The organism is Methylobacterium sp. A49B (assembly GCF_053346215.1).
Genome location: NZ_JBKFBO010000098.1, coordinates 1 through 20243, shown reverse-complemented (window position 1 = coordinate 20243; position 20243 = coordinate 1). Strand labels below are relative to the sequence as shown.

Genomic DNA, 20243 nt, shown 5'->3' with positions numbered 1-20243 from the left:
CACCGTCTAATGATTCCATAAATCGATCATCGACGTCTTGCAGTAACCAGGATTTTTTTGGGAGCTGAAGAAACGAAATCCACCAGAGCAGGCGCACAGCGTCTTCAAGAATGGCAGGTTTTCACTCCGACGGAGGGAAGCAATTTTGATCACCCACGGCTGCAGTTCCCGCTCGGCCGTCCCGATCCTCAAGGACACCACGGCGCCGACGATCCGGGCTGACCGGAAGAGTCACGCCCGGACGGGCAAGCTCTTGCTGCTCATCACCGGCATGCGAACAAGACACCGACGCCGGCCGTGTGAGCGCGGCGTGAAAAGGTCGCGCATAACCAGAGCGACATCCCGCTAAGGGCCGTTCGTCGGGGCAGCGCCTGCAGTCCAAGAATCTGCGACGTGGATGCGTCCACGCGAGACGATGGCTTCCGCGACTGGTTCGAGATGGTTGCCTTCGGGCGAGCCGGGCATCCGGGCACGGAGCTGTTCCAGGGCCGTCCCGATCCGCTGGCAGCCGCCGGCGCCGGCGTTAGAACGACGTCGCGAGGGCGATATGAGCACGGCACGCGTCAGCCTGTGGCTCGCCTGGGGCCAGGGACGATCCGCATCTTCGCCGGCGTCCCGCCGCAGACTGACGACGGTGAGGACTGGTTGCGGGTTCGGTTGCCCTCGCAAGCGTCCCGTCGCCGCCGCCGAGGCTATCGTCTGCGGATCGTCTAACGCCAGACGCCGCGGCGCGAGTACCTCCAGGGAGGCGCAGAACGCCTTTTTCATGCACCTGGCCTTGCTGGCCAGGATCCGGGCCGCCCCGGAGAGAAGCGCCGCGGGCTGCGCCGCAACGGAGCGGCTGGCCATGTCGGCGTCAGCCCGTCCAAGCTCGACGAGATGGTGCGCGACGGTCGGATGCCGAAGCGGATCGGCACGGCAGCGTCCGCGCTTCGTTTGGCCGGTGATCCGAGAGCGCAGCGACTGATGCGCTCAGACCGGGTCGTCGGATCGATCGGCGCAGCGACTGCGCAAAGCAACTGCTGCGCGCCTCGCGGAACGAGGCTGCCTGCCGCATGAGCTCATGGATGTCACCGGCCGCCAGACGCTGGAGGAGGTAAAGCCGTGTACCTGGGAAGCGCAGCGCGGAGGGTTCGTCGACAAGGCCGTGAGGCGCTTCGTTAAGCGGCACGGCGGACCCACCGCAAAGGGGGTCCGGGTCTCACTTGCGCCTGGACAGTGTCAAAGCTTGAAAAAAATGCGCCGGTGGCGCTCCCAAGGGGAATCGAACCCCTGTTTTCGCCGTGAGAGGGCGACGTCCTAGACCGCTAGACGATGGGAGCTTTCCGGCGGCGCGGGGGTGCTATAGCCACGACCCGCCGGAGGAGCAAGGGCCTTCGCGGGGAAATCCGCTTCGCCGGGTCAGATCGCGTGCGTGCAGAGGTCAGGGTGGACAGGGACGCCGAAGAACGCTTCGGGATCGTGGAAGAGGGGGGCGCGCGGCTCGACCGCGCCCTGGTCGCGCTGTTCCCGGATCTCTCCCGTGCGCGATTGCAGAGCCTCGTCCGCGAGGGACGGGTCCAGCGCGACGGCATTCCGGTTCGCGATCCGGCCCTGAAGATCGGGGCGGGAGCCCGGATCGCGCTGAGCGTGCCGCCGCCAGCGCCCGCCGCTCCGGCCGCCGAGCCTGCGGAACTGCCGATCGTCTATGAGGATGACGACCTCATCGTCATCGACAAGCCGGCCGGCTTGGTCGTTCATCCGGCGCCCGGCCACGAGAGCGGCACCCTGGTCAACGCGCTCATCGCCCATTGCGGGGCCAGCCTGTCGGGGATCGGCGGTGTTCGGCGACCCGGCATTGTCCACCGCCTCGACAAGGACACGAGCGGCCTCATCGTCGTCGCGAAGAACGATACGGCACACCAGGGATTGACCGCCCAGTTCGCCGACCATGGCCGCACTGGTCCCCTGGAACGGGCCTACGCGGCGCTCGTCTGGGGGCTGCCGCAACCTCGGTCCGGCAGCATACGTGCCAACTTGGCGCGCTCCCGCTATCAACGCGAGAAGATTGCGGTCGTCTCCGATGAGGCCGGTCGCCACGCGGTCACCCATTACAGCGTGACGGAGGCTTACCCGGAAGCCAGCTTGGTGCGGTGCCGATTGGAGACCGGCCGGACGCACCAGATCCGCGTTCATCTCGCCCATCGCGGCCATCCGTTGCTCGGCGATGCCGTCTACGGCGGCGCCTTCCGCACCAAGGCCGCGCGGCTCACACCGACGGCGCGGGCCGCGCTGGCGACGCTAGGCCGGCAGGCCCTCCACGCGGAACTGCTCGGGTTCAGCCATCCTCGCACCGGTGAAACGCTCCGCTTCGAGAGCTCCATCCCCGCCGACATGGCCGCGCTGATCGCAGCTTTGCAGGCGGGCTGAATGGTCGGCCGCCGGCTGTAACCGAGGCCTGAACGCGTGCGAAAGGTCACCGCGGACCGCGTCACTTCGTGACATGGTACGACCTATTCGGCCGGTGGCGCGTTTAAGACGACGTGAGTGTCCTCGATCGCTACCGGCTCAACTGGCTTACCTGTATGACATGGGTGGCCGGCAGGGTCGGCTCAAGAGCGGCCCGAGTGGACGGCACTGTTGCCCGTCGCGTCCGCCCGTCAGGGGGACCTAGGTCCAGGAGAATGCCATGGCCGGTACGCTTCCCGTGCTCGCCAACGAAGGTGGCCTCTCGCGCTACCTCGATGAGATCCGCAAGTTTCCGATGCTGGAACCCACGGAGGAGTTCACCCTCGCGAAGAGCTGGCGCGACGCCGGCGACCGCGAGGCGGCGCATCGCCTCGTGACGTCGCATCTGCGCCTCGTCGCCAAGATCGCCATGGGCTACCGCGGTTACGGACTGCCGATCGGCGAGGTCGTTTCCGAGGGCAACGTCGGACTCATGCAGGCGGTCAAGCGCTTCGATCCCGACAAGGGCTTCCGGCTGGCCACCTATGCCATGTGGTGGATCAAGGCCGCGATCCAGGAGTATATCCTGCGCTCGTGGTCCCTCGTGAAGATGGGCACCACAGCGAATCAGAAGAAGCTGTTCTTCAACCTGCGCAAAGCCAAGGGTCGGATCTCGGCACTCGACGAGGGCGACCTCAAGCCCGATCAGGTGAAGCAGATCGCCACGCGGCTCGGCGTGCCGGAGCAGGACGTCATCGACATGAACCGGCGCCTGTCCGGCGACACGTCGCTCAACGCACCCCTGCGCGAAGAGGGCGAGGGCGAGTGGCAGGACTGGCTCGTCGACAACGCGCCGAGCCAGGAGACCGTGCTGGCGCGCGAGCAGGAGGGCCAGAATCGCCTCTCCGCCTTGCGGGACGCGTTGAGCGTGCTGAACCCGCGGGAACGCCGCATCTTCGAGGCTCGCCGCCTGGCGGAAGATCCGATCACCCTCGAAGACCTCTCCGGTGAGTTCGGGGTATCCCGCGAACGCGTCCGGCAGATCGAGGTGCGGGCCTTCGAGAAGGTTCAGGAAGCGGTCAAGCGCAACATCGCCAGCCGCGAGCTGCCGCGGGCCGGAATCGAGGCCCGCTGAACGCGGGACCGGCGCGCATTCGCGCGTCGGCCTGCGGGCGGTCGGTCTTGGGGGCGGTCTCTGCTTCGGTTACTGCCACGCGTCGAAGGCGCTCTGCATCACCTGGGCGCCTGCGGAGCCCTTCTCGAAGGTCAAGACCGCCCGGCGGCCGTTCGTGTAGCGCAGGGCCAAGTCGAACCAGTTCCTGTGGAGCAGGAGGTCCGTGTTGCGCTCCACGTCGTTCTGCAGGGACGACAAGCCGATCAGGAACAGGTTGTCGCGGACGCGGACCGGGAGTCCCGAGACCGGCGATCCGCGAGCGTTCTGCTCATCCTTCGCCTGCAGCAACCCGACATCCTGAACGGTGCGGACCGGATCCGTGCCGCCGGTCTGGCTGAAGGCCAGGCTGACCGTATGCGAGGCCGGAAGCGTCGCATCGAGATTGCGCTGGATTGTCATGACCAGCGTGAGCCCCGCATCAGGAATGGTCACCGTCGCCACCACGGCGTTCTGGAGCGGCTGTCCCTGCTCGCCGTTCACCGTGTCCAGGCGCCACGTCACCCGCCCCGGGCTGCTCGTCGGCTGCCCGCCATCGGCCCCGGCCGTCTCCTCGATCAGCTCGGCGCGCTGGGCGACCGCTATGCTCGGATCGGACGGCGCAGCGGCGGCTCTCGGGGGCGCACTGCCCTCTGGGCGCGGTGCGGCTTTCGGAGCCGGCGCCGCATCGCCGCCGACGCGGTCTCCGAACTTGGTCTCCCCCTCGGGCTGCTGCGTGTCGGCGGTCTCGGTTCCGGTCGACGGCAGGATCTGCGGCCGGTCACGGAGGAGGAACGCCGCCACCGCGATCAGGCCGATCACCACCGCCAGCATGCTGCCGACAAAGACGTTGCGCAGCATGCGCGAACGGCCGGTGCGCGGCGGCACTACCTCGATGCGCGGCCGCTGCCGCCCGTTGCCGGCCTCCGTCGAACCGGCGAGGTCGGTATCGTCGGGAGCCGGCATGGCGCCGGGCGCCTCCGGCTCAACGGGTGGCGCGGCCGGAACAGGGCCGGGACGGCGGGGCGCGATGGGTATCGTCGCCTCGCGGGGTTCCGGCTCCGGCCCCGGGCGCGCATCGACGGCTGGCTCGGACTTCGGGTCAGGCGTGCGCGGCGGCTCGAAAGGCGATTTGGCCGCCGGCAGGACCGGCTCGGGCGGTGGGAGCTCCTCGGGCGGTGACGGCTCGGGGATTTCGGCGGCCGGGCTGACTGGCGGCTTGGGCGGCTCAGCGCCGTTCGCGGCGTCGTTGGCGGGTGCGGGCAGGCCACCGTAATCCACCTCGAGGCGCTCGATGGCCGCATCGAGGGCACGCCGCTCAAGGTCGATATCGGCTTCCGAAAGCGGCGGATCGAGCGAGCGGAGCTGGCCGATCAGGGCATTGCGCGCGCGGTCGTAAACCGCCTTGCGCAAGGCAGGCGTGCGATCGGGCAGCGCATCGAGCGCGCGTGCCAGAAGAGGGTAGTAATCGGCCATCGTGCCCTGGTCCGCCCCTTCGACCGCCGTCCGGCCTGACCGGTCGGCGGCCGGAGACCGAGGGCTGCGTTCGCCCGGTCGGGTCGGTCACAGCCATCGGCCGATGATGTCATTGGTCCACCGTCCGGAGCCGTAGCCTTCCGGTGATCGTCCTGATGACGGCGCATGGGCGAGCCCGGCCGCATCCCCCTTCTAGATCAAGCTTGTGCGGGCTGGATATGGGCGGATGGGTCAAGACGATGTGTCGTCAACGGGATAGCGCGCGCGGCGTCAATCCTCGAAGGGGTTGTGCATGAGGATGGTGTCGTCGCGCTCCGGTGAGGTCGACAACAGTGCCACCGGTGCGCCGATCAACTCCTCGATCCGGCGGACGTACTTTATCGCCTGCGCCGGCAGATCGGCCCAGGAGCGCGCGCCCGCGGTCGTCTCGGACCAACCGGGGATCACCTCGTAGATCGGCTCGACCCGAGCCTGGGCGGCCTGGCTCGCCGGCAGGTGATCGATGGTCTCGCCGTCCAGCTTGTAGCCGGTGCAGACGCGGATCTCTTCGAAGCCGTCGAGGATGTCGAGCTTGGTGAGCGCGATGCCGTGGATGCCGGAGGTTCGCACCGTCTGGCGCACAAGCACGGCGTCGAACCAGCCGCAGCGGCGCTTGCGGCCGGTATTGACGCCGAATTCGCGTCCGCGGCTGCCGATGGTCTCGCCGATCTCGTCGAACAGCTCCGTAGGGAACGGCCCCTCACCCACCCGGGTGGTGTAGGCCTTGGCGATGCCCAGCACGTAGCCGATCGCCCCCGGGCCGAGGCCGGATCCCGTCGCGGCCTGCGCCGCCACGATGTTGGAGGAGGTGACGAAGGGATAGGTGCCGTGATCGACGTCGAGGAGCGCGCCCTGCGCGCCCTCGAACAGGATCCGCTTTCCGGCCCTGCGCTCCTCGTCGAGCAGCGCCCAGACGGTGTCGGCGAAGGGCAGGATCTTCGGGGCGATGGCCTTGAGTTCGGCGAGCAGCGCCTCGGCGTTCACCTCGTCGATCCCGAGGCCGCGCCGCAGGGCGTTGTGGTGGGTGAGCACCCGCTCGATCTTGGCGGGCAGCGCGTCAGGGTCGGCGAGGTCGACGACGCGGATCGCCCGGCGACCGACCTTATCCTCGTAAGCCGGGCCGATGCCCCGCTTGGTGGTGCCGATCTTGAGGCCCGCATTGGCGGTCTCGCGGAAATGATCGAGCTCGCGGTGGAGCGGCAGGATCAGCGTGGCGTTATCGGCGATCCGCAGGGATTCGGGCGAGACGTCGACGCCCTGCGCCTTGATGCGCTCGATCTCGTCGACGAGGTGCCACGGGTCGACCACGACGCCGTTGCCGATCACCGAAAGCTTGCCGCCGCGCACGACGCCCGAGGGCAGCAGCGCGAGCTTGTAGGTCTTCCCATCGATGACGAGCGTGTGACCGGCATTGTGTCCGCCCTGGAAGCGGACGACGATGTCGGCCTGCTCGGAGAGCCAGTCGACGATCTTGCCCTTGCCCTCGTCGCCCCACTGGGCGCCCACAACGACGACGTTGGCCATGCCTGCCTGCTTACCCGCGACGGAAACCGGGACGCCGACGCCCACGGGTGCAGGCGGCGTACGTCGTGAGCCGTTTCCGCGATCCGGGCAGCGAAATCAAGCAATCCGCCCGCAATGCCGCCCTTCGGCCGGCGCGAGGCGGCTATTTCGCTTCGGTGCCGGGCGCCCGGCCGGGTAGTTCCTGCGGCTTGATCACCGGCATGGAGCCGGACTGATCCGGTTTCACCACGGTGCCGGTCGTGCCGGAGTCCGGCGGCTTGATGACCCCGTCGTTCTGCTGGAGCTTGTCGCTCAGCGACTGGTCCTTCGGCGAAGCCTGCGTCAAAGGCGGCGTCTTGTCGGAGGTCTGGGCACAGGCGGGCACCGCCAGCGCGGTTGCCGCGAGCGCGGCGAGCAGGAGTTTAGTCGGCACGACGGGCCTCCCCCGGTTCGGAACACGAATTCGGGAGGGAACAGCCGGCGATCGGATCCGTTCCTGCGCCGGTCCGGTTCGAAAGCGCGGGCAAAGGTTGCAAAGGCTGCCGCTCTCGCGGCGAATCGTGCGCTGGATCCCCGGTCGCCGTCCGCTGACGCTGCACGCGTCCGGGAAAAGGTTGAGCTTCCTTTTGCACCGCCCTTTTCCCGCACAGCAGCAGTGAAGCGGCACGGATCTCCCGCAAGCCGGAAACCGCTCAGACGCCTGCAGGATTCCTCAACCCCGGCGCGCCGCCTCGACATACAATTCGCGCATGCGCCGGGTGATCGGACCCGGTCGGCCCTCGCCGATCCTGCGCCCGTCGATCTCCACCACCGGCATCACGAAGGCCGAGGCGCTCGAGTAGAACGCCTCCTGCGCCGCGTAGGCTTCATCGACCGGTATCAGGCGCTCCTCGATTCGCAGGTCCGATTCCTGGGCGAGGCGCAGCACCGAGGCCCGGGTGATGCCCGGCAGCAATGCGGTCGAGAGCGGCCGGGTCACCAGCACGCGGTCGCGGCTGACGATGAACGCCGTGGAGGACGAGCCCTCCGTCACCGCCCCGTCCTCGACCATCCAGGCCTCGGCGACGCCGGCCTCGGCCGCCTGCTGCTTGGCGAGCACCTGGGCGAGGAGCGCCACCGACTTGATGTCCCGGCGCTTCCAGCGCAGGTCCTCGACGGTGATCACGCGGGCGCCGGTCTCGGCCAGAGGATTGGCCAACACGGTCTTGGCCTGCGTGAACATCATGACCGTGGGAGCGACGTCGCCTTTCGGGAAGGCGAAGTCGCGCTCGGCGACGCCGCGGGTCACCTGCATGTAGACGAGCCCCTCGGTCACGCCATTGCGGGCAACGAGTTCGGTCTGGAGGCGCTCCCAGCCAACCGCATCGTGCGGATTGCGGATGCCGATCTCGCCGAGCGACCGGTCGAGGCGCGCGAGGTGGGCGGCGTTGTCGACGAGCTTGCCGTCGAGGATCGCCGAGACCTCGTAGATCCCATCCGCGAACAGGAATCCGCGGTCCATGATCGGCACGCGCGCCTCCTCGTAGGGGAGGAATTCGCCGTTGAGGTAGACGATGCGGGAAGCGGTCACGGATTGCCTTCCTGTGTTCATCGCGGGCCCAAGCAGGAATCGTGCGGCGAGGGTTCAGGCCGCGCCGAAGACCCGCGCGAAGATCGTATCCACGTGCTTGAAGTGGTAGCCGAGATCGAAGCACTCCTCGATCTGCTCCGGTGACAGCGCTGCGGTCACCTCGGGGTCGGCCTTGAGCAGCGCCAGGAAGTCCCCCTCCCCGCGCCAAACCGGCATCGCGTTGCGCTGGACCAGACGGTACGAATCCTCGCGCGAGACGCCCGCCTGGGTCAGTGCCAGGAGCACCCGCTGCGAGTGGACGAGGCCGCCGAGCCGGTCGAGATTCTTCTGCATGTTGGCCGGGTAGACCAGCAGCTTCTCGATGACGCCGGTCATGCGGGCCAGCGCGAAATCGAGGGTCACGGTGGCGTCGGGCCCGATCATCCGTTCCACGGACGAGTGCGAGATGTCGCGCTCGTGCCAGAGTGCGACGTTCTCAAGCGCCGGCGTGACGTAGCCGCGGACCATGCGGGCGAGGCCCGTGATGTTCTCGGTAAGCACCGGGTTGCGCTTGTGCGGCATGGCCGAAGAGCCCTTCTGGCCCTCGGAGAAGAACTCCTCCGCCTCCAGCACCTCGGTGCGCTGAAGGTGCCGGATCTCGATGGCCAGCCGCTCCAGGGATGAGGCGACGACGCCCAGGGTCGCGAAGAACATCGCGTGCCGGTCGCGCGGGATGACCTGCGTGGAGACCGGCTCGGGCGTCAGGCCCATCTGCTCGGCGACGTACTGCTCGACGCGCGGGTCGATGTTGGCGAAGGTGCCGACAGCCCCCGAGATCGCGCAGGTGGCGATCTCTTCCCGCGCGGCGACCAGGCGGCCGCGGTTGCGCTCGAACTCGGCGTAGGCCTGGGCGAGCTTCAGCCCGAAGGTCACCGGCTCGGCATGGATCCCGTGCGAGCGCCCGATCATGGGCGTGAGCTTGTGCTCGAAGGCCCGATTCTTCAGGGCGCCGAGCAGCGCGTCGACGTCTGCGATCAGGATGTCGGCGGCACGGACGAGCTGCACGTTGAGGCAGGTGTCGAGGACGTCCGACGAGGTCATGCCCTGGTGGACGAAGCGCGCCTCGGGGCCGACGATCTCGCTGAGGTGCGTGAGGAAGGCGATGACGTCGTGCTTGGTCACCGCCTCGATCGCGTCGATGCGGGCGACATCGAAGACCGCATCCTTGCCCTTGGCCCAGACCGTCTCGGCGGCCGCTTTCGGCACCACGCCGATCTCGGCCAGCGCCGTGGTGGCGTGCGCCTCGATCTCGAACCAGATCCGGAACCGGCTCTCGGGCGACCAGATCGCCGTCATCGCGGGGCGGCTGTAGCGGGGGATCATCGGGGCCTCGGCACGGGCTGAACTGCGTGCGAGGCCGGTAGCATGCGTCGACCCGGCGGCTCAATGCGCAACGGCCATGCCCGTGCGACAGGGTGTACCCCGCCTCAGTCGGCCCGCACCCAGCCCTGGCCCATGAGCCGTTCCTGCGGCCGGAAGCGGGACTTGTAATCCATCTTGCGCGAGCCCTCGACCCAGTAGCCGAGATACAGGTACGGCAGCCCGAGCTGCCGGGCCCGGCGGATGTGGTCGAGGATCATGAAGGTCCCCGGGGAGCGGCCGGCTTCGCCCGGATCGTAGAACGAGTAGACCATCGACAGACCGTCCGCGAGGACATCCGTCAGGCAGAAGGCCAGCGGCGGACCGGCGCCGCGCCCGGTGATCGCCGAGTCCGGCCCGTGCCGCCGATAGGACACGAGGTGCGTATCTACGTGGCTGTCCTCGACCATCATGGCGTAGTCGAGCACCGTCATGTCGACCATGCCACCATCGCCGTGACGGGCGTCCAGGTAGCGGCGGAAGAGCGCGTACTGCTCGGAGGCTGGCCGGTTCGGCTCCGGCGTCCCGATCCAGTCCTCGTTGCGCGCCAGGATGCGGCGCTGACTGGCGCTCGGCACGAACTCGTCCACGACGACGCGCACGGAGACGCAGGCGCGGCACGTCTCGCAGGCGGGGCGATACGCGATGGTCTGCGAGCGGCGGAAGCCGCCCTGCGTGAGGATCTCGTTGAGGTCGCGGGCCCGGCGCCCGACCAGATGGGTGAAGACCTTCCGCTCCTCCTGGCCCGGAAGGTAGGGGCACGGCGAGGGCGCGGTGAGGTAGAATTGCGGCGTATCGCGGGGATGGCTGGTCACGCGTTTGTTTGACCCTGGGCCGGCTCAATCCTTTCGGCCGCGGCATGCCAGTGTACAGGCGGCGCGCCCGCGCTCAATGCCCCGGCGTCACCCCGCGCGCGATTTTCAACGCGTGACTGAACGCCTCAGCGGGCGTGCACGACCGCGAGGCCGAGCAGCAGGTCGTGTCCGAGCCGCCGGTCCGACCGCATGATGCCGAAGGCGATGTCGACGCACCAGAGCAGGAAGGTCGAGATCGCGACGTAGAACAGCAGCGCGTGGACGGCCGCCGTGATGATGTCAACCCGCGCGCCACTCTCGGGCGCGACGGTGCGCAGGCCCATCAGCCGCTGGCCGATCGTGCTCTGCCGCGGGCCGCCCACCGTGATGGCGCTGTAGATGATGCCGCTCGCGGGCAGGATCGCGAACAAGGTCCAGCCGAGACCGAACGTCACGACGCCCACCACCGTGATCATCAGCGTCAGCAGCACGGTGAAGCCGAAGATGAACAGGATGTCGAGGAGGTAGGCGACCGTACGGCCGCCGAGGCTCGCGCGCACGAACGGGACCGGCAGCGCGGACGCGTAGCCGGGCATGTCGAAGCGCTGCTGCGCGTAACCGGGTTGGGTGTTCTGCATGGTGTCGCGTCCTGCAAGCGAGGCTGCGGTCGCAGAGGTGGGGGCCTCTGGCGGCGCCCGCAAGGGGATGCCGGCCCGCCGGGGTCTTCAGCGCCGGGCGGGATCGGCGGCGGCGGCGTCCGGCGTGTCGAGGTAGAAGCGCTTGAGCATGTACAGCGAGGGCCCAGACAGGTTGGAACCCTCGGCGGCGAGGGCGACGAGCGTCGCCCCGGCATCGAAGCGACAGGTCAGCCAGCGCTGCCTATCGCCATCGGCGTAGTCGACCCGCACCGTGTTGGCCGCCGGACCTGGCGCCGCCCGCAGGAGGCGGACATCCGCCTGCGGCGCCACGGCCGGGAGGGCGCGACGGCAGGTGGCGACCCGCTCCCGCCGCAGCGTGTCCTGGCAAGCGCCGAGACCTCCCAGGAACCCCGCCGTCACCGCCGCCGCCAGGAGCCAGCGGTGGATTGGCCTCACGGCTGTCTGCGCAGACGCTCGGCGACCCGGGGAGCATGGTAGGTCAGGACGCCGTCGGCCCCGGCGCGCTTGAAGGCGAGCAGGGCCTCGACCATGGCGCGGTCGCCGTCGAGCCAGCCGTTGCGGGCGGCGGCCTCGATCATCGCGTACTCGCCAGAGACCTGATAGGCGAAGGTCGGCACTTGGAACTCGTCCCGCACGCGGCGGATGATGTCGAGATAGGGCAGTCCCGGCTTCACCATCACCGAGTCGGCGCCCTCGTCGAGGTCGAGGCGGACCTCGCGCAGCGCCTCGGCCGAGTTGCCCGGATCCATCTGGTAGGTCCGCTTGTCGCCGACGAGGGCCGCCTTGGTGCCGATCGCGTCCCGGAAAGGTCCGTAGAACGCGCTGGCGTACTTCGCCGCGTAGGCCATGATCTGCACGTCGAGGAAACCGGCCTTGTCGAGGCCGGCACGGATCGCACCGACGCGTCCGTCCATCATGTCGGAGGGCGCGATGATGTCGGTCCCGGCCTCCGCCTGGATCAGGCTCTGCTCGACGAGGACCGCCACCGTCTCGTCGTTGAGGATCGCGCCGTCCCTCATCAGGCCGTCGTGGCCGTGGCTGGTGTAGGGGTCCAGCGCCACGTCGGTCATGATCCCGACCTCGGGCACCGCCCGCTTCACGGCGCGCACCGCGCGGCAGACGAGGTTGTTGGCGTTGAGCGCCTCCGACCCGGTCGGATCGCGCAGGGCGACCTCGGTGAAGGGGAAGAACGCCACGGCCGGGATGCCCAGCCGCGCCGCGCGCTCCGCATCGCGCACGATCTCGTCCACCGAGAGCCGCTCGACGCCCGGCATGGAGGTGATCGGCTCCCTGCGGCCCTCGCCCTCGATCACGAACATCGGCCAGATCAGGTCGTCCACCGTGAGCGTGTGCTCGCGGACCAGCCGGCGCGACCACTCGGCCTTGCGGTTGCGGCGCGGGCGCTGAGTGATCTTCAGGCCCTCGACGCGGGCGCCCTCGCGGGCGGCCTCCCGGGCGATGGGGCGCGGCTCTGGCAAGGTGTCTGACATGCGGGTTCGCTACCGTTCGCGCGGCGGTCGCCGCGGATCGCGCGGCGCCGGGCGCCGGAGCTCTCCAACTAGCACACCGGGCGGGCGCGGCGAAACCCGACCGTTGACGTGACGGGGCGGAACCGCTTCAAACCGGCGCGACCCTGGGGCCCGGATCGGGATCCCGGCTTCTGCCTGTGACCTGGATCGTCCTTCCCATGAGCGCGACTTAGTGCCCGGCTACCTTCCGATGCGGCGCAAGGGCCCGCGGCCCGGCGAGATCCCATCCGACCGGATCGAGCGCGTCCAGGGCCCGGCTCCCGGCACCTGGGACACGGTGCTCATCTGGTTCATGCGGCTCACCGCCCTGGTGTGGCTGCTGAAGAGCGTCTTGGCCTGGGCGACCATCCTCGACGTGCTGCCGGGATCCCGGCCGTTCGAGGTCGAACCGTTCGGCCGGCAAGCGGCGATCGTGTACTTCGCCGTCATCGACGCGGCGGCCGCCATCGGGCTGTGGCTGACCAGCGCGTGGGGCGGCGTGATCTGGCTGCTGGCCGTGACTTCCGCGCTGACGCTCGCGGTCCTCACACCACAACTCCTGCCGATGCCGGTACCGCTCCTCGTATTCGGGATCTGCGTCGTCGCGCTGTACTTCCTGCTGTCCTGGTTGGCAGCGCAGGAAGCACGGTGAACGAACTCTTCTCATCTTCGCTTCAGTTTGTCTTTACCGCGAAGAGTAAATCGCGAATTCATCCTGTCGCTTAAATCGCCTTTCATTCCCGAGCCGTAGCTTCACCAACATCAGCCGCCCCGCATTGTACGGAGACGGCAGCATCGGATGGCGAGGCAGAGATGAAGACCCAGAGCGCCCGAACCGCGAACGTCGAGACCCTCGAAGAGGCCTCAGCCGCAAAAGGCTCCTACCTCGAAGCGCTCCACTTGGTGGAGCGTCTGCACCGCAGGCTCCTCGACGTGATCAAGGACGAGTTCGAGCGGCGCGGCCGCGAGGACGTCAACAGCGTGCAGGCGCTCCTGCTCTACAACATCGGCGACAAGGAGCTCACCGCGAGCGAGCTGCGGACCAAGGGCTACTACCTCGGCTCGAACGTCTCCTACAACGTCAAGAAACTCGTCGAGGCCGGGTACCTGCATCACGCCCGCTCGAAGACGGACCGCCGCTCGGTGCGAATCAGCCTGACCGACAAGGGCCGCCAGGTGCACGAGATCATCCAGGGCCTCTACGACAAGCATGCCCGGACGATCGCGCCGATCGGCGGCATCTCGGACGACGATTTCGGTCGGCTCAATCAGGCCCTGGGCCGCCTCGAGCGCTTCTGGACCGACCAGATCCGCTACCGCCTCTGAACGCCGCTCAGAGGTTCAAGAGCCCCGCGATCCCGGCGATCACCGCATAGGCGAAGCCGGCATTGATGGCGACGCCGAACAGGCCGATCACGAGTCCGCCGATCACCACGAGCCCGTCCCGCTCGACGAGTCCGAGACCCACGAGACAGACCGCAAGCCCGAGCGGAATCTGGCCCACGATCGGCGCGGCCACGATCAGCGCCAGAGAGAGAGCCAGGAGGGCGATTCCCATCCCGCGCATGCCGAGCGCGGTTTCGAACACGCTGACACGGGGGCGCGACCAGCGCTCCAGCCGCCGCAGGATCGGCACCGCGCGGGTCACGGCCCGGCGGACATCCGTCAGGGCGATGGAACGGCCGAGCAGCATCCGCGGCAGCCACGGCGCCGACATCCCGGCCGCAATCTGGATCGCGACGAGCAGCAGCAGCAGGCCGCAGATGAGCGGGATCGGGGGCGGCATCGGCAGGCAGTTCGGCAAGCCGAGCAGCACGACGAGCAGCGCGAAGGCACGATCCCGCAGGACCGCGACGATGTCCCCCACGGTGAGGCGATCACCCTCCTGGCTCGCCAGCACCGTGAGGACGTCCGACGTTCGTGCACCGGAGGTCAAGGATCCGCCAACCTTCGCTGTCCTGCCGGGGGCTCTAAACGAGAACATCTGGCACGCCAAGCACGGCAGGCTTGCGACAGCGCGCTGCGGCCACCGCGAGACCGTCGAAGCACCTGAGGTTACGATCAAAATCCAAAGATAATCTCAAGTAAAAACGCCTCGCGATCCGATCAGGTACGCCACGACACGCCACGATCCATGAAACCGGAAGATTTTTTTGGTTAGCAATGAATTAAAACGCGCTGATTGCCCGGAGAAAATCTGCGATCCTGCCTTCCACGTAGAAGCGGAGTCGCGCATCTCTTGGCAATCCGTTACCAAATCTGGAGACTTGCGACCTTCATCGCGATCGAGGCTATCGCCGGCGCATCCGTCAACGAAGCCGTCTCTGCTGGGGAGGTCGATGCCCTGCTGTTCGGCAGCCTCGACGCCGGCGCGGCCCAGTTCCTGACCCTGGGGGCCAAACTGGGCCTCGACTCGCTGGATCGCGACGGCTTCGTCGCCCTGGCGAGTGTCGGCGGCGGGCGACGCGTCGAGCGTGTCACCGAAGCTTCGCGCCAACGCTATACGGCGGGCTCGGCCGCCGTCTTCGGGTATCAATGGTTCTTCGACTGGGGCGTGATCGCCGCCTATGCGGGTCCCGAGGTCACAGCCGACATGCTGGTCGGCGTGAAAGGCTTCATACCTTCATCGCCCCACCCCGGCCTGCGCCTGCAGGGCGAGATCTGGGCGCGTCCCAGTGAGGCGACGCTTGTCCAGGGGAGCGCCGTCGCGGGGTCGGCGCGCGACAGCCTATGGGTTCGGGTGGCCTGGGGTTACCGGCTCTGGGGGGCCTATCTCGGTCCCGAGGCGGGCGCTTATGGCGACGCCACCGGCTACCGGAAGTGGGCCCTCGGACTCCACGGCACCGACTTCGACATCTGCCGCTTCAGCGCCCGCATATCCGTCGGTTTGCAGACGGAGAGCGGCCGGCGCACGGCCGCCCCCTACGTGTCGCTCTCCGCTTGGACGCCCTGGTGAGTCCGCTGTCCCGCGAGCGAGTCCAGGAACGTGGCGGCGTCGCTGCGGATCTCCGCCCGCCGCGTGTCACCCATGCCGCGCAGGGTCCGGTAAGGCATGGCCATCCGCTGGTTGCCCACGAGCCGATCCTCGTTCTCAATGAGGAAGTTCCAGTAGAGATAGTTGAACGGGCAGGCGTCGGGCCCCGACTTGAGCTTCACGTCATAGGCACACCCGGCGCAGTAATCGGACATCCGGTCGATGTAGGCCCCCGACGCCGCGTAGGGCTTCGAGCCCATCACGCCGCCGTCGGCCCACAGCACCATGCCGTGCACGTTGGGCAATTCCACCCACTCGTAGGCGTCGGCGAAAACGATCAGGTACCATTCCTCGACCTGGGCCGGATCCAGTCCCGCGATCAGCGCAAAATTTCCGGTCACCATCAGACGCTGGATGTGGTGCGCGTAGGCATGGGCGCGGGTATCCGCCACGACCTGCGCGATGCAGTTGAGCGCGGTCTCGCCCGACCAGTAGAACCACGGCAGGTCGCGCCCGGCCTTGAGGGCATTGGTCTCCCGATAGTCCGGCATCCGCGCCCAGTAGACGCCACGGACGTATTCCCGCCAGCCGAGGATCTGCCGGATGAACCCTTCGGCGCAGTTGAGCGGCGCCGCGCCCTCGCGATAGGCACGCTCGGCGGCCTGGCAGACCTCCTCCGCCGTGAGGAGCCCCGCATTGAGCGCCGGCGACAGGAGCGCGTGATACAGGAACGGCGCGCCGGTCTTCATCGCGTCCTGGAAGTCGCCGAATGTCGGGAGGCAGTGGTCGATGAAGTGCCGGAGGGCCGCGAGGGCATCGGCCCGGGTGACCGGCCAGGAGAATCCGGCGAGATCGCCGAAATGCCCGTCGAACTCCTCATTCACCAGGGCGATGACCTCCCGGGTCAGGGCGTCCGGCTGGAAGCCGATCCGATCGGGCGGCCGGTGCCCCTTGGGCAGGCGCTTCCGGTTCTCGGCATCGAAGTTCCAGCGGCCGCCCTCGGGCTCGCCGGCCTCCATCAGGAAGCCCGTGCGGCGGCGCATGCCGCGGTAGAAGGTTTCCATCCGGAGATGATGGCGGTCTGCCGCCCAGCGTGAGAATTCCTCCCGGGGGCAGAGGAAGCGGTTGTCCGAGCGAATCTCCACGGTCGCCGACAAGGTCTCGCGCCAGTCCTGCATCATCTGCCAGACCCGCCACTCGCCGGGTTCCGTGACTACCACCCGGTCGGGTCGATACCGCGCGACCGCCCGCTCCAGCTCGCCGGTGAAGCTATGCGTGTTGTCCGGATCCGTCAGACGGACATACGCGACCGTGATCCCCTCGCCGTCCAGTTCGGCCGCGAAGTGCCGCATGGCAGCGAACAGGAATGCGATCTTCTGCTTGTGGTGACGGACGTAGGTCGCCTCGTTCCGGACCTCGACCATCAGCACGATGTCGTGCTCGGGATCGATATCGCCCAGGCTGGAGATCCGCCGGGTGAGCTGGTCACCGAGGATGAAGCGCAGCACCCGCGGTTTGGCCGGCATCGCGTCAGCCCTTCGTGCGCAGGGATGAACGGCCGCCATCAACGCCGATCACCTGGCCGGTGATCCAGGCCGCCTCGTCGGAGATCAGGAAGGCCGCGAGCGCGCCGACATCCTCCGGCCGTCCGAGCCTCTGGAGGGCGTGCATGGCGGCGATGCCCTGAACCAGCGTCTCGTTGCCGGTGATCGCGGCGGCGAGCGGCGTGCGGGTCAGCGAGGGCGCCGCCACGTTGACCCGAACATGCGGGGCGAGTTCGGCGGCAAGCGACAGGGCGAGACCCTCGATGGCCCCCTTGGCCATCGCCACCGAGGCGTGGGCGGCGAAGCCCTGCGCCACCGCGACGGTGGAGAACAGCACGACGCCGGCGCCGGCCGCGCCGGCACCGGCCTTGAGCGCGCTCGCGGCGGCCTGCACGGCCATGAAGGCCCCCAGCGCGTTGATCCGGAAGTCGCTCTCGACGTCCCCCGGAGTCAGGCGGCCCAGCGGGCGCAGGTTGATCGTGCCGACCGCGTAGACGAGCCCGGCGAGTTCCGAACCCGCTGCCTCGGTCGCCATCGGGAAAAGATCGGCCTCCGTGACGTCGCCGGCGGTGAACGTGGTCTCGCCCAGCTCTTCGGCAGCCCGGGCCAGACGCCCGGCATCTCTCGCGACGAGGTGCAGGGCATAGCCCCGGCTCCGCAGCGCCCGCGCGGTCGCGAGGCCGATGCCGCCGGTCCCACCGTAGATGATCACCCGTCGCACGTGGAACGTCCCCCGCCGCTACCCTTTCGCACCCGATCAAGGTAAGGCCGGTGGCGCCGGCGGGCAGGCGGCAGGCCCCTGCCCTCCACGTCCACAAGGTCGCAGGCGGCAAGCATGAAGTTCGCGTTCGCCGGAATCGATTTCCTGGGCGGCGTCTTCGAGGGACTGCTGGATGCCGGCTGGACGCCGGTGAAGCTGTTCACCCGGCCCTGCGACGGGATCTACGACCACAACGAGGTCATCGTCGCCCGGGCACGCGCACTCCGGTTGCCGATCCAGCTGTCGCGGATGCGCGAGCGCGACATCGAGGCGCTTCAGGCGGAGCACGGCAAGGACTGGGCCTTGGTGGTGGCAGGCTACCCCTGGCTGATCCGGGGCTGGCGCGGACGGGCTGCCTACGGCCTCAACATCCACCCCTCGCCGCTCCCGATCGGGCGCGGCCCCTACCCACTGTTCCGTGCCGTGCTCGACCGCTACGAGACCTGGGGGGTCAGCGCCCATGTCCTCGCTGACGGATTCGATACGGGGCACCTTCTGGCCCAGGACATGTTCGCGCTGAGCCCGCAGGAGGACCACGAGACGCTCCTGGCGAAGTGCCAGATGGCGGCGAGACGCCTCGCTGCGGGGCCGCTCGGGCGGGATCTGCCCAGCCGATGGCGGCGGGCCGAGCCGCAGGGCGACGGGTCATACTGGCCGCGCGCCAGCGATGCCGATCGGACCCTGGACTTCCGGCAGGAGGTCGACACCATCCTGAGGCGTGTGCGGGCCTTCGGGACCGTCGAGACCATCGCACGACTCGGCGACGCCCGGGTGTTCGTGTCGGAGGCCAATGGTTGGCGGGAGCGTCACCAGCACAGTCCCGGCGCCGTCGTGCATCGCCATCGCCGGCACGTCGTGATCGCCGCCCTGGACGGATATGTTCAGATCACGCGCTGGTCGCCCGTCGCTCTGACGGAGGTGGGGCAGATCGGGCGCTGATCGAAGCGGATCCGGGAACCGATCCGGGCGCGGCGGTGTTTCCGGCGGCCTTGGACGTCCTGGAGCCCGACATGTCGAAACGCGCAAGTCTCGCCGCAGCCCTCGGGTTCGCCGCGCTGTTCACCGGCTCCGCCCTGGCGCAAGCCGTCATCGTGGAACCCGACGATTTCGGTCCCGACGACGACGTCGTGGTGCGCGACTATATCGTACGCCGTCCGGTCGGACCCGGGCCGATCGTCGGATCGATTCCACTGCGCCCCGGCAGCATCGTGCCGGCCGACGTGGCGCTGGCCCCCTTCACAGAAGCGCCCAACCCGCGCCTGCGCCGCTTTGGCTACTTCGTGGCACCCGGCGACAAGATCGTGGTTGTCGACCCTGCGACGAGAGCTGTCGTGCGAATCCTGGATCGGTAGTGCCCTGAAGTGCGTCGGTTGTGGTCCCGAGACGCGGCCGCGCCTCGACGCTGACGGCGTTGCGGGCTCAGACCCGGTGATGGCGTGATCATGTCTGGCGGTGCGCGTGTGTTCCGTCAGTTCCGCTGCTGCCGCCCGGCGAGCGAGCGGACGTAATCGACGCAAGCGCGTCGATCCTGACGGTCAGTGACGCGGTCGAAGGCTGCCAGCAGGTCGAGCGTCTCGTGCAGGGGACTGTCGCCTGCGCGCCGGTCTGAGAGGGTCGCCACGTCTGTTCCGAGGGCGTCGGCGATGCGTTGCAGGATTTTACGGGCCCCATCTCGATTTTCGGTCATCCGCGCGCTCCGGACCGTATAGGTTCGGACATAGGCACGCGACCGCTCAAAGGGCACGAAACGAACTTCCGGACCTGCAAGAGGTATGTGAACGGACACCACCCGGTGTCCCACCATCCGGCACTCACAACTTTTGCGAGCACCTGTGCGAGAATGTTTCACTAGGCGTTCGGTTGCAGCGCGGTGTCAACCCATCATTTGATAAACTGCGGTCGCCTGCGCATTCCGACCGACTGCCCGCGAATGCGGCCTGCCCGAAGCCGATCCTTATGATGCGGCACGGGAGACGCGTTCCGATGATAGGGGGACGACCCGCCACCGACCTACGGCGCGTCGCGGTTCAAGCCAGGGAACGGTTCGCGGGCGCCGGATCGGGGCTTCCGTTCCGAAGCGTCGCTGCCATCTTGACGATGGACAGGACGCTGGCCCGAGTGGTCTCGTCGGCGATGCTGGTGAACGCCATGACGAGTTCCATGACCTGCGGGTCCTCGAAGAACGTCCGCGTCCCCGTCTCCTCGGAGTCCGACCCCGCCTGCCCGACGAAGAACGTCTCCACCGGCACGTGGAGCACGTCGGCGATCGCCTGCAGCCGGCCGACCCCGATCCGGTTGCGGCCTTTCTCGTACTTCTGGACCTGCTGGAAGCTGACGCCCAGCGCCTGACCCAGCGCGGACTGGCTGAGACCCTGAGCCTTGCGCAGCGCGGCGACCAGGCCGCCGATCGTGCGGTCGGCCTCGGTGGTGAGCTTCGGGCT

Annotated in this window: 21 protein-coding genes and 1 tRNA gene; 7 read left to right on the top strand and 15 right to left on the bottom strand. The window is 68.4% G+C overall.

Annotation, left to right across the window (positions count from 1 at the left end; all coding sequences use genetic code 11):
- Window positions 1-1246: 1246 nt before the first annotated feature.
- Window positions 1247-1322 (bottom strand) — tRNA-Glu (locus tag ACLBX9_RS16305).
- On the opposite strand from ACLBX9_RS16305, the gene ACLBX9_RS16300 reads away from it, so the two are divergent.
- Both ACLBX9_RS16300 and rpoH read left to right on the top strand, forming a co-directional pair.
- Window positions 1315-2409, top strand: coding sequence for an RluA family pseudouridine synthase (locus tag ACLBX9_RS16300; protein ID WP_447719671.1), 1095 nt, complete (start codon window positions 1315-1317; stop codon window positions 2407-2409). The two genes, ACLBX9_RS16305 and ACLBX9_RS16300, sit on opposite strands and share 8 nt — an antisense overlap.
- Before the next feature lie 259 nt (window positions 2410-2668).
- Window positions 2669-3562 (top strand): RNA polymerase sigma factor RpoH, encoded by an 894-nt coding sequence (gene rpoH, locus ACLBX9_RS16295; RefSeq protein WP_447719670.1) that lies wholly within the window; start codon window positions 2669-2671, stop codon window positions 3560-3562.
- 69 nt (window positions 3563-3631) lie between these two features.
- Here rpoH and ACLBX9_RS16290 read toward each other — a convergent pair whose 3' ends face one another.
- From ACLBX9_RS16290 to hemB, 9 genes are all read right to left on the bottom strand, one after another.
- On the bottom strand, window positions 3632-5053 hold the full coding sequence (locus tag ACLBX9_RS16290; RefSeq protein ID WP_447719669.1) for a histidine kinase: 1422 nt from the start codon (window positions 5051-5053) through the stop codon (window positions 3632-3634).
- A gap of 270 nt (window positions 5054-5323) precedes the next feature.
- Window positions 5324-6616 carry an adenylosuccinate synthase gene (locus tag ACLBX9_RS16285; protein ID WP_039892720.1) on the bottom strand — a complete coding sequence of 431 codons (1293 nt, stop codon included), beginning with the start codon at window positions 6614-6616 and terminating at the stop codon, window positions 5324-5326.
- 142 nt (window positions 6617-6758) lie between these two features.
- On the bottom strand, window positions 6759-7028 hold the full coding sequence (locus ACLBX9_RS16280) for a hypothetical protein (protein ID WP_447719668.1): 270 nt from the start codon (window positions 7026-7028) through the stop codon (window positions 6759-6761).
- Window positions 7029-7307: 279 nt separating this feature from the next.
- Window positions 7308-8186, bottom strand: coding sequence for a D-amino-acid transaminase (locus ACLBX9_RS16275; RefSeq protein ID WP_447719667.1), 879 nt, complete (start codon window positions 8184-8186; stop codon window positions 7308-7310).
- Between the two features lie 33 nt (window positions 8187-8219).
- Entirely contained in the window at window positions 8220-9527 is a 1308-nt protein-coding gene (gene purB, locus ACLBX9_RS16270) for an adenylosuccinate lyase (RefSeq protein WP_447719666.1), read from the bottom strand.
- 104 nt (window positions 9528-9631) lie between these two features.
- Entirely contained in the window at window positions 9632-10378 is a 747-nt protein-coding gene (locus tag ACLBX9_RS16265; RefSeq protein ID WP_447719665.1) for an arginyltransferase, read from the bottom strand.
- 125 nt (window positions 10379-10503) lie between these two features.
- Window positions 10504-10995, bottom strand: a complete 492-nt coding sequence (locus tag ACLBX9_RS16260) for an RDD family protein (RefSeq protein WP_010683078.1) — start codon at window positions 10993-10995, stop codon at window positions 10504-10506.
- Window positions 10996-11082: 87 nt separating this feature from the next.
- Complete coding sequence (locus tag ACLBX9_RS16255; RefSeq protein ID WP_447719664.1) at window positions 11083-11451, bottom strand: hypothetical protein; 369 nt, start codon at window positions 11449-11451, stop codon at window positions 11083-11085.
- A complete protein-coding gene (gene hemB, locus ACLBX9_RS16250; RefSeq protein WP_010683076.1) occupies window positions 11448-12506 on the bottom strand; it encodes a porphobilinogen synthase in 1059 nt (352 codons plus the stop codon). Before hemB ends, ACLBX9_RS16255 begins: the two co-directional genes overlap by 4 nt.
- A gap of 229 nt (window positions 12507-12735) precedes the next feature.
- Here hemB and ACLBX9_RS16245 point away from each other — a divergent pair, with 229 nt between their 5' ends.
- The gene (locus ACLBX9_RS16245; protein WP_010683075.1) at window positions 12736-13176 is read left to right on the top strand and encodes a DUF6163 family protein; all 441 of its coding nucleotides are present in this window, start codon (window positions 12736-12738) and stop codon (window positions 13174-13176) included.
- Between the two features lie 161 nt (window positions 13177-13337).
- Entirely contained in the window at window positions 13338-13850 is a 513-nt protein-coding gene (gene ldtR, locus ACLBX9_RS16240) for a transcriptional regulator LdtR (protein ID WP_010683074.1), read from the top strand.
- A gap of 7 nt (window positions 13851-13857) precedes the next feature.
- Here ldtR and ACLBX9_RS16235 read toward each other — a convergent pair whose 3' ends face one another.
- Window positions 13858-14460, bottom strand: a complete 603-nt coding sequence (locus ACLBX9_RS16235) for an exopolysaccharide biosynthesis protein (RefSeq protein ID WP_432419893.1) — start codon at window positions 14458-14460, stop codon at window positions 13858-13860.
- Between the two features lie 303 nt (window positions 14461-14763).
- Here ACLBX9_RS16235 and bcsS point away from each other — a divergent pair, with 303 nt between their 5' ends.
- Window positions 14764-15480 (top strand): cellulose biosynthesis protein BcsS, encoded by a 717-nt coding sequence (gene bcsS / locus ACLBX9_RS16230; RefSeq protein ID WP_447719663.1) that lies wholly within the window; start codon window positions 14764-14766, stop codon window positions 15478-15480.
- Here the strand turns inward: bcsS and ACLBX9_RS16225 are convergent.
- Entirely contained in the window at window positions 15447-17024 is a 1578-nt protein-coding gene (locus ACLBX9_RS16225; RefSeq protein ID WP_447719662.1) for a cryptochrome/photolyase family protein, read from the bottom strand. The two genes, bcsS and ACLBX9_RS16225, sit on opposite strands and share 34 nt — an antisense overlap.
- A gap of 4 nt (window positions 17025-17028) precedes the next feature.
- Complete coding sequence (locus ACLBX9_RS16220; protein ID WP_447719661.1) at window positions 17029-17763, bottom strand: SDR family NAD(P)-dependent oxidoreductase; 735 nt, start codon at window positions 17761-17763, stop codon at window positions 17029-17031.
- 114 nt (window positions 17764-17877) lie between these two features.
- On the opposite strand from ACLBX9_RS16220, the gene ACLBX9_RS16215 reads away from it, so the two are divergent.
- Both ACLBX9_RS16215 and ACLBX9_RS16210 read left to right on the top strand, forming a co-directional pair.
- Window positions 17878-18741, top strand: coding sequence for a formyltransferase family protein (locus tag ACLBX9_RS16215; protein WP_447719660.1), 864 nt, complete (start codon window positions 17878-17880; stop codon window positions 18739-18741).
- Between the two features lie 50 nt (window positions 18742-18791).
- Complete coding sequence (locus ACLBX9_RS16210; RefSeq protein ID WP_447719659.1) at window positions 18792-19154, top strand: hypothetical protein; 363 nt, start codon at window positions 18792-18794, stop codon at window positions 19152-19154.
- Window positions 19155-19270: 116 nt separating this feature from the next.
- Here the strand turns inward: ACLBX9_RS16210 and ACLBX9_RS16205 are convergent, their stop codons facing one another.
- Together ACLBX9_RS16205 and ACLBX9_RS16200 are read right to left on the bottom strand one after the other, a co-directional pair.
- On the bottom strand, window positions 19271-19423 hold the full coding sequence (locus ACLBX9_RS16205; RefSeq protein WP_447719658.1) for a hypothetical protein: 153 nt from the start codon (window positions 19421-19423) through the stop codon (window positions 19271-19273).
- A 406-nt stretch (window positions 19424-19829) separates the two neighbouring features.
- The coding region (locus ACLBX9_RS16200; protein WP_447719657.1) for a helix-turn-helix domain-containing protein at window positions 19830-20243 on the bottom strand (414 nt) is incomplete at its 5' end.